The following is an 11568-nucleotide window of genomic DNA, read 5'->3' on the forward strand; positions in this document are numbered from 1 at the left end:
GCTTTAGACCAGCAACTCAGCGATCTGAATGGTGTTGAGAGCAGCACCCTTACGCAGGTTGTCACCAGAGACAACGAGGACCAGGCCGCGGTTGTCATCAACAGTGGCATCCTGGCGGATACGTCCGACTAGGGATTCGTCAATTCCAGCTGCTGCAAGGGGCGTTGGAACGTCGACAAGCTTTACACCAGGTGCGGAAGCCAGCAATTCCTGTGCCTGCGCTACGGTGAGTGGTTGCTCGAACTCTGCGTGAATGGTGAGGGTGTGGCCGGTGAAAACCGGCACACGCACGCAGGTGCCTGCAACCTTGAGGTCTGGAATGCCCAGGATCTTGCGGGATTCATTGCGCAGCTTCTGCTCTTCGTCGGTTTCGAAGGTGCCGTCATCAACGAGGTTGCCGGCGAATGGCAGCACGTTGTAGGCGATTGGCGCTACGTAAGGGCCAAGATCGCCAGCGTCAGCAGCCTGGCCGTTGTGGACGAACTCCACGTTGTGGTCGCCCACGGCAGAAACCTGCTTTGCCAAGGTCTCCACGCCAGCCAGGCCGGAACCGGAAACAGCCTGGTAGGAAGAAACATGCAGCTTCTGCAGACCAGCTGCATCGTGCAGTGGCTTGAGTACTGGCATTGCTGCCATGGTGGTGCAGTTAGGGTTCGCAATAATGCCCTTGACCAGGTTTTCCTTATCGCCTGGGTTAACCTCAGAAACGATCAGGGGAACCTCGTCATCCTTGCGCCATGCAGAGGAATTATCCACTACGGTTGCGCCAGCTGCAGCGAAGATCGGAGCATACTGCTTAGAAGCGGTGCCACCTGCAGAAAATAGTGCGATATCAATTCCCTTGAGGGATTCCTCAGTTGCCTGAGTGACATCCTCTACCTCAATGTCCTCGCCACGGAAGCTGAGCGTGCGGCCAGCGGAACGAGGGGAGGCAAAAAAGCGAACGGTATCTGCGGGGAAATTGCGCTCTTCAAGAAGAGTGCGCATAACCTGGCCGACCTGGCCGGTTGCACCAACAACTGCGATGGTGGTCATTTTAAAAAACTGCTCCTAAATTAAGGGTTTTAGCGTCCGGTGCCTGCATAAACGATGGCTTCTTCATCGCCACCGAGCTGGAATCTATCGTGCAGAGCCTTAGCGGACTTGTCTAGATCATCTTCGCGGATCAGGACAGAAATGCGAATCTCAGAGGTGGAGATGAGCTCAACGTTGACGTTGACATCGCGCATAGCTTCCATGAACTCTGCGGTCACGCCTGGGTGAGACTTCATACCAGCGCCAACCAGGGAAACCTTGCCCACCTGATCGTCATAAAGCACATTGGTCCAGTTGCCTTCAACCTGCAGCTTCTTCAGCAGCTCCACGGCGCGGGGGCCATCTGCACGAGGGCAGGTGAAGGTGATGTCAGTGGTGCCATGCTCCAAAGAGGAAACATTTTGCAGGACCATATCAATGTTGATCTCTGCATCAGCCAAGGCACGGAACACCTTTGCGGCCTGGCCAGGCTGGTCTGGAATACCCAGCACAGTGACCTTAGCCTCGGACTTGTCAGTTGCTACACCAGTAAGGACTGCTTCTTCCACAGGAATATCCTCCATCGAGCCGGCGATTAGAGTGCCGGGATCATTGCTATATGACGAGCGTACGCGCAGTGGCACATTAAATGCACGGGCGTATTCAACACTGCGCAGCACCAAAATCTTGGAGCCGACAGCAGCTAGTTCCAACATTTCCTCAAAAGAAAGCTTTTCCAACTTCTTGGCATTGGAAACGATGCGAGGATCTGCGGTGTAAACACCATCAACGTCGGAATAGATCTCACAAACATCGGCTTTGAGCGCTGCTGCCAAAGCTACTGCGGTGGTATCTGATCCGCCACGACCAAGGGTGGTGACATCGCGGGTTTCCTTATTAACACCCTGGAATCCTGCAACGATGCAGATTTTACCCTCATCCAGAGCTTCGCGAACACGTCCTGGAGTGACATCAACAATGCGGGCATTGCCATGGCGCTCCGTGGTAAGTACACCAGCCTGGGATCCGGTAAAAGACTGCGCCTGGGCTCCCAATGATTCAATGGCCATTGCCACCAAAGCATTGGAAATGCGCTCACCGGCAGTGAGCAGCATATCCATCTCACGTGCTGGTGGAACGGGGTTCACCGCTGCTGCGAGGTCTAGAAGTTCATCTGTGGTGTCACCCATTGCTGAGCACACAACCACAACATCATTTCCAGCCTTCTTGGTGGCAACGATCCGTTCAGCAACGTTTCGGATGCGTTCCGCACTCTCAAGCGAGGAACCGCCATATTTCTGTACGACCAGGGCCACCTTTGTGCACCTTTCGATCTACCTGCTGACAGTTACGTCGATTACTCTACCTACATCTATGTAAGCTACCTAGCCGAATGATCGCTTTTATTCCTCGATCTTTACTTACTCCTTTATTTATAAGTTGTTTTATCGCTTTTGCGAAAGCAGTTAGCAGGTCAGTGGCCCCTTGTTCGGCTACTGCTCTGTTGTTTAGCCCGGCGTCTCCTCGGCCGCTCGACCCGGCGTCTCCTCGGCCGCTCGACCCGGCGTCTCCTCGGCCGCTCGACCCGGCGTCTCCTCGGCCGTTCAGCCCGGTGTCTCCTCGGCCATTCGACCCGGTGGCCCCAGCATCTCCTCGGCGCGGCCATGCCCACGCCAGGCACAGGCTCCCCTCTCATCTGCCTGCCACCGAAACTGCAGTGATTGGTAACCACCAATTTTGGGTCTAATCCCATCCGGCCACCCATTTCGCCCATGCCAGCTACCGCGCCTTTTGCAGCGCCATCTACCGCGCCGCCACCGGTGCTGCCACCTGTATCCAAGGCACCGCTAACTACACACCCTCTGCAACTCTCCACTACCCTGTTAAAGGTGCAAAGCAATCTGCTCGCCGTGCTCTTCGCATTGGCCTCGGCTCTAACCATCGCGTGGGGAACAGTTGTCCGGCACCGGATTGCAGTTCGAACCCCTCAGGACGGCTCCATGCGGAGCTCTCCTTTACTTAATGCCCTCATGACACCCATGTGGTGGGCGGGCATGTCTACGGCAATGTTTGCCTATTTCCTGCAAACAGTGGCTTTAGGTTTTGGCACGCTTCTGGTCGTGCAACCAGTGTTGGTACTTTCCCTCATGTTTACGCTGCCCTTATCTGCTCGTTTTAATGGCTATCGGCTTAAAAAGACTGAGATTTCTTGGGCAGCCCTGCTTACTATTGCCGTCGCCGTCATGGTGATTTTGGGACGCCCACTAGCCGGTAATCCCCATCCCCCTTTGGAACGATGGATTCCAGCCTTGGCTGTTGGCTTCGGAATTATGGGCGTGATGTGGCTGCTGGCCCAGCATGTTTTCACCAAAGATAAGGCACTTATTTTAGGCCTTGTTACTGGTGCACTTTTTGGATACGTGGCAGTGCTATCCAAGGCAACAGTGGATATTTTCATTCACCAAGGAATCAACGGGCTGCTTCTAAATTGGGAGGTTTATGCCCTTATCATTACAGCCACCTTGGGAACTGTCGTTCAGCAATATTCTTTTAATGGCGGAGAGTTGCAAAAGTCCCTGCCAGCGATGACCATCGCGGAACCAATTGTGGCCTTTGCGCTGGGATATTTGGTGCTTGGGGAAAAATTCCAAGTTGTGGACTGGGCTTGGATCATCATGGGCGCAGCGCTTATTGCCATGATTATTTCCACCATTGCGCTATCAAGGCCGGGCACTCCAACGCTGGAAAATCCCCAAGATTAAGTAGAAAATTCTAGGCAGATCTCAGCCAGCCCCCACCACTTTTAGGGTAATTTCCGCACAAAACTAACAAGTGTGAGGTATGCTGCATCACATGTCTTCGCGTGCGAATCTACTACTTCTTCGCCGCGGCGGGTCCCAGAGGTCTTAACACGGCCGGCACCCCGTCGCGGAGTTTGGTGTTGCCGGTCGTGAAACCCACCCAAGCTATAAAAGAAGGTTTAAACAATGTCTCCTAATGACGCTTTTATTTCCGCACCCGCCAAGATTCAAACCCCAAACGGCCCTCGCAATGAAGGCCAAGCCTCATGGAATAAGCAGCGCGGCTCCGCAATGCCATTTGAGCGCTATATGCCATTTGAGGTAGAGGTTGAAGAAATCTCGCTGCCAGACCGCACCTGGCCAGACAAGAAGATCACCGTTGCACCTCAGTGGTGTGCTGTTGACCTGCGCGATGGCAACCAGGCCCTGATCGATCCAATGTCTCCAGAGCGCAAGCGTCGTATGTTTGAGCTGCTGGTGCAGATGGGTTTCAAGGAAATTGAAGTTGGTTTCCCTTCCGCTTCCCAGACTGACTTTGACTTCGTCCGAGAAATCATTGAAAAGAACATGATCCCTGATGACGTCACCATTCAGGTTCTGGTGCAGGCTCGCGAGCACCTGATTCGCCGCACTTTCGAGGCTTGTGAAGGTGCCAAGAACGTCATCGTGCACTTCTACAACTCCACCTCTATCCTGCAGCGCAATGTGGTGTTCCGCATGGACAAGGAGCAGGTTAAGAAGCTGGCCACCGATGCAGCCGAGCTGATCAAGTCCATCGCAGTTGATTACCCTGACACCAACTGGCGCTGGGAGTACTCCCCTGAGTCCTACACCGGCACCGAAGTTGCCTACGCCAAGGAAGTTATTGACGCAGTTGTTGAGGTTATGGATCCAACTCCAGAAAACCCAATAATCATCAACCTGCCTTCCACCGTGGAAATGACCACTCCAAATGTGTATGCAGACTCCATCGAGTGGATGCACCGCAACCTCAACCGTCGCGATTCCATCATCTTGTCCCTGCACCCACACAATGACCGTGGCACCGGCGTTGCAGCAGCTGAGCTGGGTTATATGGCAGGCGCCGACCGCATCGAAGGCTGCCTCTTCGGCAACGGCGAGCGCACCGGCAACGTCTGCCTGGTTACCTTGGCCCTGAATATGGCTACCCAGGGCGTTGATCCTCAGCTGGACTTCAGCGATATCCGCCAAATCCGCAGCACCGTTGAGTACTGCAACCAGCTGCGCGTTCCTGAGCGCCACCCATATGGCGGAGACCTGGTCTTCACCGCTTTCTCTGGTTCCCACCAAGATGCCGTGAACAAGGGCTTGGACGCTATGGCTGCCAAGGTTAAGCCCGGCGCGAACTCCACCGAGGTTACCTGGGAAGAGCTGCAGGGCACCCAGTGGGAGGTTCCTTATCTGCCCATCGATCCTAAGGATGTCGGTCGCGACTACGAGGCTGTTATTCGTGTGAACTCCCAGTCCGGCAAGGGTGGCGTTGCTTACATCATGAAGACCGATCACGGTCTGCAGATGCCTCGCTCCATGCAGGTTGAGTTCTCCTCCGTGGTGCAAAATGTCACCGATGCCGAGGGCGGCGAGGTCAATTCCAAGGCTATGTGGGATATTTTCGCCACTGAGTACCTGGATCGCACCGCACCGGTTGAGCAGATCGCGCTGCGCGTCGAAAATGCTGATTCCGATAAGGGCGATGCCACCATCGTGGCTGAGCTCGTCCACAACGGTAAGGACGTGACCGTTGAGGGTAAGGGCAATGGCCCACTGGCGGCGTATGCAAATGCGCTGGAGAAGCTGGATATCGACGTCGAAATCCAGGAGTACAGCCAGCATGCGCGTACTTCAGGTGATGACGCCGAGGCCGCTGCATATGTCTTGGCCGAGGTCAATGGTCGCAAGGTATGGGGCGTCGGCATTGCCGGTTCCATCACCTACGCTTCCCTGCGCGCTGTGACCTCCGCGGTCAACCGTGCCCTGGACATCAACCACGAGGCCGTGTTGGCTGGCGGCGTTTAAAAAGCTGCTTATCGACGCCGGCCTGCCACGGGCTACCGTGGCAGGCCGGTCTTGCGCTTGGTGCCAAGCTTTTAGTGCTTACGGGATCGCATTACTAAAAAGAATCCGACTCCTATTAATAACAGTGCAAAACCCAACATTCCGAGCACATTTGCACCCGTGGATGCCAAGCCCTGCTGACCGGCTTCCCTAGTCGGCGTCTGAGCAAGGGCAATTTGGGTCGGCGCGGGAGAGGTCGGTACCTGTGGCAGTGCGGACTGGGTGCGCGTAGTTGTACTCGAGGGTCTCGTTATTGTCGAGTTCGGAGTGGTTGGCTTAGTTGGGGTGGCAGGCAATGCGGCTTCACTCTTGGAATTGACCTGAACATCATAATCCCAGTTCAGACCGTCATTATCGCCAGTTGGCAACGTAATCAAGAAGTCCACAATCTGCAGATCTTCCGGCCCTGGAGTAGTCAATGGCGTTTCATGAACCAGGTACAAGCCGATGGGCAGATTATTAAAAGTAACTTCACCTTCGGCATTTGTAACAGCACTATAGGTGCCTGAGTACTCATGCGCTTGAGCTTGGGCAATACTAATATCCCTCGCGGTGGCCCATCCACTTTCAGTGGTCAGATCAACCCCGGAAAGTCGCATAATCGTAAAGGTAATCCCTGATACCACGACGTCTTCGGGTTTCACCTCCTCATCAAATGGGTTTTCAGCGGTTTTAATAACCGTCAAATTCACCGTTTGATTGGCATTAATATCTGTAACCACTTGAGTCTTAATCACGCCGAATACGGTGCGAGCATCAACTACTGCGGTGGGCGCTCCAAATGTTAATGCGGCCGTTATTGTCAAAATGCCTAGTCCGCGGAGTGCGCGACTACTTTTCCGGTTCATGACTATTCCTCCGAAGCTTCAGGTAGTGCTCGTGCCTTAAACTTTTTCAGCCTCCAGGAAACCCACACGCCTAAGAGGATCACCGTAAGCAATGCAGCAGCTGCAAATGCGTACATCCACCATTGCCATTTTAATCCCATATCCTCTAACCTCTATTTTCCCTTTAAGGAATCCTTAAATTTCTTATCCCGCACAAAGCCAGGGTTAAGATAAAGTACTCTTGGGTAAATAATTCCCTACCCCCACTAAGCGTTAGTTTCTCACGAAACTTAGTTCGCAAACCGAACAACAAAACAGCCCAAATTTGATAACTTTTAGGCCATTTTCACATCAATTTGCCATCCTTTAGTGAGAGCAGACTTGAACAACTAGACTCTTAGGAATGAACGCAACTGGGGCTCCTGAAACAATCAATGATCAAACTTCAGAAACCCTTGATGAAAAGTCCGAGCAGGAACAAGCCCGGCGCGCAGCACAAGAACAGGCCCGCCAAGAGGCAATCGAGGCTGCTCCTTTTGTCGCTTTAAGCATCCAGTCCAGTGGTATCCACCCCTCCACCTCGAGGCTTATCACTATGGATTTAGTCACGCTTTCACCCGACTTTGAGCCGGTAGAGACCTTCCACGCCGTGCTTAATTCCAATTCCGATCCCGGTCCCTTTCATCTACACGGGGTCACCCCAGAAGAATTTGGCAGCGCTAAGAAATTTGGGCAGATCCTCAAAAGCCTGGATCGCTTAATCGATGGTCGCACCTTGCTACTCCACAACGCTGCCCGGACCTGGGGTTTTATTGTGGCCGAAGCCAAGCGTGCGATGAATGATGCAGCTCGCGCCAATCGCAGTAATGCCCGCGGCAATCGCCGCGGGGGTCGCGGACGTCGCCGGCAAAGGGTTGGCCATATCCCACGGCCGCTGGTGCTCGTCGATACGCTCGCGTCTGCACGTCGGCAGGGCATCACCCTTGACGATGTCCGCATCCGTGGGGTTGCTTATACGCTTGGTTTGAGGGCGCAACCGGCAACGGCGTCGGTGGAGCGCGCGCAGACCCCACACCAGGAGTTATGTCGCGAGGAAACCATTTTGGTGGGCGATCTTTATGCGGCCTTGGTGGAATCTGGTCCCTTGGCGGAGATTGAGCCTGCACAGTTGCGCCCGGATAAATTTGGTTTGCAGCGTACTGCGATTCGGGTGCAGGCGCAGGAGGCCGCGCCCAGTTTTGTGAATCCGGGAGTTTATGAGCCGGGCAAGTCCTTAATTGAGGGCATGGAGGTAGTAGTAGCTCCGGAAATTGAGATGGATCCCGATATCATCATTCAAGCCTGCGTGGATTCCAATCTGGCCTATTCTGAAAAACTCACCCGCCAGACCTCTGTAGTGGTGTGTAATCAGACTCGTGATATTGATGGCAAAGCCATGCATGCCCAGCGCAAAGGGATTCCATTGCTCTCAGATGTGGCCTTCATGGCAGCTGTGGAACGTGTGAAAGAAGGGGAAAAGCTTCCTGCAGAGTCGGCTTAAGTCGCGTCGATATGACGCAGTGCTTGGGCTTTTAACTAGACTCGTTTTCCATGAAGCTTTCTCTCCCAGCTCCCCTTCGCCGCCTGCGCAGCGGTGTAGCCATAACCGCTGCTAAAGTGGCCACTTCCGCCTCAAAGGCAACCGGTCGTGGCTCGGGTGGCATGATCGGCGGGCTCGTTGCTAATGCAGTTGATCCAAACATCATGGCAACGCTTATCAATGACCGCCCCACCGTGCTGGTCACCGGCACCAACGGCAAGTCCACCACCACCCGCATGCTGGCCGCCGCTATCCGCAGCTCTCACACCGTGGCCACCAATGAGGGTGGCGACAATATGGACGCTGGCATTATTTCTGCACTGCTTGCCACGCGTGATGCCTCCCACGTTGTCCTCGAGGTTGATGAGCTGCACGTTCCCGCTGCCATTGAGCGCCTCAAGCCCCAGGCCTTGGTGCTACTCAACCTCTCACGCGACCAGCTGGACCGCGTCGGCGAAATCAACAAAATTGAGCGAGTGCTGCGCGAAGCTGTCCATTCCCGCCCCGAGATGACCGTTATCGCCAACTGCGATGACGTGCTTGTCACCTCCGTGGCCTATGACGCCAAAAATGTCATTTGGGTCAGCGCCGGCACCGGCTGGCAGGGCGAATCCGTCACCTGCCCACGCACCGAATCCCGCATCATCCACGAGGGCGAACACTGGCACGCCGCCAAACCGCTTCTCGACGGCCGGACCTTTGCGCGACCCACCCCCACCTGGCAGGTGGAGGGAGATCAGTTGCACTCTCCTTTTGGCGATCTCACCCTAGATTTGAACCTCCCTGGCCAAGCCAACCGCGGCAACGCCGCCCAAGCTATTGCAGCAGCCACTGTTTTTGATATTCCGGTGGAAAAAGCCCTGGAAGCCGTCAATGCCGTGGACAATGTGGCTGGCCGCTACTCCACCATTACTGTCGGTGAACACCAAGTGCACCTGCTTCTGGCCAAGAATCCAGCCGGCTGGCAAGAAGCTCTCTCCATGGTTGATCGCACTGCCGAAGGCCTGGTCATTGCAGTAAATGGCCAAGTTGCAGACGGTGAAGATCTCTCCTGGCTCTGGGATGTCCACTTCGAAGATTTTGAAAACCTCGAGGTCAAAGCCTCTGGCGAACGTGGCACCGACCTGGCTGTACGCCTCACCTACGCCGAGATCACCCATGAACTTATTTCCGATCCAGTTGATGCCATTCGCGCCTGCCCACCCGGTCGCGTTGAGGTGCTTGCCAATTACACAGCTTTCCGAGACCTGAAGAAGGCTCTGGAGAAAGGGACTGAAAACTAATGACTTCCCTCACCATCGGCCTGGTTCTCCCCGATGTCCTTGGCACCTACGGCGATGATGGAAACGCCCTAGTCCTACGACAACGTGCACGCATGCGCGGTATCAACGCCGAAATCAAGCGCATCACCCTCGATGATGCAGTGCCTGGAACCCTAGATATTTATTGCCTGGGCGGCGGCGAAGATACCGCCCAAATCCTGGCCACCGAGCACCTAGCCAAGCATGATGGACTTCAAACCGCAGCTGCTGCTGGCCGCCCTATCTTTGCTGTTTGTGCTGGTATGCAGGTTTTGGGCGAGTCCTTCCGCGCTGCCGGCCGTGTTATCGATGGCTTGGGGCTAATCGATGCCACCACCGTCTCCCTGCAAAAACGCGCCATCGGCGAGCTGGAATCCAACCCCACCCGCGCCGGATTCACCGCTGAGCTCACCGAGAAACTCACCGGCTTTGAAAACCACATGGGCGCCACCCTGCTGGGCCCCGATGCCGAGCCACTGGGGCAGGTTGTTCGAGGCGAGGGCAACTGCGATGTGTGGAGCACCTCCGATGTTGCCGATGCCGAGCGTCAACAATTTGCCGAAGGCGCAGTTCAGGGCAGTGTTATCGCCACCTATATGCACGGTCCCGCATTTGCCCGCAATCCACAATTGGCTGACCTGCTTTTGGCCAAGGCAATGGGTATCGCGCTAAAGGATCTGGAACCTCTCGATATCGATGTGGTTGATCGCCTCCGCGCCGAACGCCTCGTGGGCTAAACTCCCCCACCAATTAAATCCCTCGATTTCACGCACTCGAAAAGAGTGGTGAATTCGAGGGATTTTGGGTCCTTTCGAGTCCGCGAATTCGAAGTTTTCTCAGCTCAGAGCGTCAGGCGACCGCTAAGTGCACGGGAGAGCGTGAGTTCATCCACAAACTCCAGGTCGCCACCCAAAGGCATGCCACTGGCCAGGCGGGAAACAATCAAATCGGGGAAATCCTTAAGCAAACGGCTCAAATAGGAGGCCGTGGCCTCGCCTTCAGTGTTGGGATCTGTGGCCAAAATGACTTCGCGAATCACCGGGGTTTCGTCGAAAAGCTTATTGTCCGGGGTGGAATCCGCCAGCTCTCGGTCCGGCAGCACCCCGCCGATGCGCTGCAGCAGGGTGGAAATGTTGAGCTCGCGCGGGCCCACGTTGGCCAGCGGATCGAGCGCGCCACCGAGCACATGATAGCGGCCAGAGAATTCGCCAGTGCGCTCGATGACCTGGATGTCTTTGGGTTCCTCGACCACACAAATCATGCCGGCGTCGCGGCCGGAATCGGCGCAGATGCGGCAGACTTCATCGCGGGAAATATTGCAGCAAATACGGCAAAATTGCACGCCATCGCGCACGCCACCGAGGGCTTCCTGCAGGCGGGTGATGTCATTGGGGTCTACGTGCAGGAGGTGGAAGGCAATACGCTGCGCACTTTTGGGGCCAACACCGGGGAGACGAGAGAGCTCATCAATGAGATCCTGCAGTGGGCCTTCAAACACGTTTATACACAACCTATCTCGCGGAAAAATACTGCTCTTAGTATGTCATATGCAAAAAGCCGGGCTCCGCAGAACCCGGCTCTCTAAAAGTGCAGCGAGACTAGAAAAGTCCGCCCATGCCCTGGGACAGTGGGCCCATCTTTTCCTCGGCCACAGCAGCGACCTTCTCATGAGCATCCATAAATGCGCCGAGCACCAGGTCCTGCAGGGTGTCAACATCCTCAGGGTCAACAACCTTAGGGTCAATGTTGACGGCAGTAACTGCACCATTGCCGGACATGGTCACGGTGACCAGGCCATTTCCTGCAGTGCCCTCAACAGTAGAGGCCAGGATTTCCTGCTGTGCGGCCTGCAGCTGAGCCTGCATCTGCTGCGCCTGCGCCAGAATTTGGGACATATCGGGCTGAGTCATAAGTTGAACTCTCCTAAAAGTTTGTAAATGTCTGTCGCCGATTCTACCGAGCCGCGCATA

10 protein-coding genes are annotated in these 11568 nt (G+C 55.2%); 5 read left to right on the top strand and 5 right to left on the bottom strand.

What is annotated here, in order from left to right:
- Nucleotides 1-3: 3 nt before the first annotated feature.
- Nucleotides 4-1035 carry an aspartate-semialdehyde dehydrogenase gene (locus SFC07_RS04925; protein ID WP_411207121.1) on the bottom strand — a complete coding sequence of 344 codons (1032 nt, stop codon included), beginning with the start codon at nt 1033-1035 and terminating at the stop codon, nt 4-6.
- 29 nt (nt 1036-1064) lie between these two features.
- Nucleotides 1065-2330 carry an aspartate kinase gene (locus SFC07_RS04930; protein ID WP_411207122.1) on the bottom strand — a complete coding sequence of 422 codons (1266 nt, stop codon included), beginning with the start codon at nt 2328-2330 and terminating at the stop codon, nt 1065-1067.
- Between the two features lie 573 nt (nt 2331-2903).
- Between SFC07_RS04930 and SFC07_RS04935 the strand changes: the two genes are divergently transcribed.
- Nucleotides 2904-3776, top strand: a complete 873-nt coding sequence (locus tag SFC07_RS04935) for a DMT family transporter (RefSeq protein WP_411207123.1) — start codon at nt 2904-2906, stop codon at nt 3774-3776.
- Between the two features lie 225 nt (nt 3777-4001).
- Entirely contained in the window at nt 4002-5852 is a 1851-nt protein-coding gene (leuA, locus tag SFC07_RS04940) for a 2-isopropylmalate synthase (RefSeq protein ID WP_411207124.1), read from the top strand.
- Between the two features lie 71 nt (nt 5853-5923).
- Here the strand turns inward: leuA and SFC07_RS04945 are convergent, their stop codons facing one another.
- A complete protein-coding gene (locus SFC07_RS04945) occupies nt 5924-6739 on the bottom strand; it encodes a pilin N-terminal domain-containing protein (protein WP_411207125.1) in 816 nt (271 codons plus the stop codon).
- A gap of 382 nt (nt 6740-7121) precedes the next feature.
- On the opposite strand from SFC07_RS04945, the gene SFC07_RS04950 reads away from it, so the two are divergent.
- The 3 genes from SFC07_RS04950 to SFC07_RS04960 are packed head-to-tail and all read left to right on the top strand — an operon-like array spanning nt 7122 to nt 10335.
- A complete protein-coding gene (locus SFC07_RS04950; protein ID WP_411207126.1) occupies nt 7122-8258 on the top strand; it encodes a DNA polymerase III subunit epsilon in 1137 nt (378 codons plus the stop codon).
- 50 nt (nt 8259-8308) lie between these two features.
- Entirely contained in the window at nt 8309-9580 is a 1272-nt protein-coding gene (locus SFC07_RS04955; RefSeq protein WP_411207127.1) for a MurT ligase domain-containing protein, read from the top strand.
- Entirely contained in the window at nt 9580-10335 is a 756-nt protein-coding gene (locus SFC07_RS04960; RefSeq protein ID WP_411207128.1) for a type 1 glutamine amidotransferase, read from the top strand. Before SFC07_RS04955 ends, SFC07_RS04960 begins: the two co-directional genes overlap by 1 nt.
- A gap of 104 nt (nt 10336-10439) precedes the next feature.
- Here the strand turns inward: SFC07_RS04960 and SFC07_RS04965 are convergent, their stop codons facing one another.
- Entirely contained in the window at nt 10440-11096 is a 657-nt protein-coding gene (locus SFC07_RS04965; RefSeq protein WP_411207129.1) for a recombination mediator RecR, read from the bottom strand.
- A gap of 100 nt (nt 11097-11196) precedes the next feature.
- A complete protein-coding gene (locus SFC07_RS04970) occupies nt 11197-11508 on the bottom strand; it encodes a YbaB/EbfC family nucleoid-associated protein (RefSeq protein WP_411207130.1) in 312 nt (103 codons plus the stop codon).
- Nucleotides 11509-11568: the final 60 nt, after the last annotated feature.

Origin of the sequence: Corynebacterium callunae, assembly GCF_046592015.1 — a bacterium.
GTDB classification, from domain to species: Bacteria; Actinomycetota; Actinomycetes; order Mycobacteriales; family Mycobacteriaceae; genus Corynebacterium; species Corynebacterium callunae_A.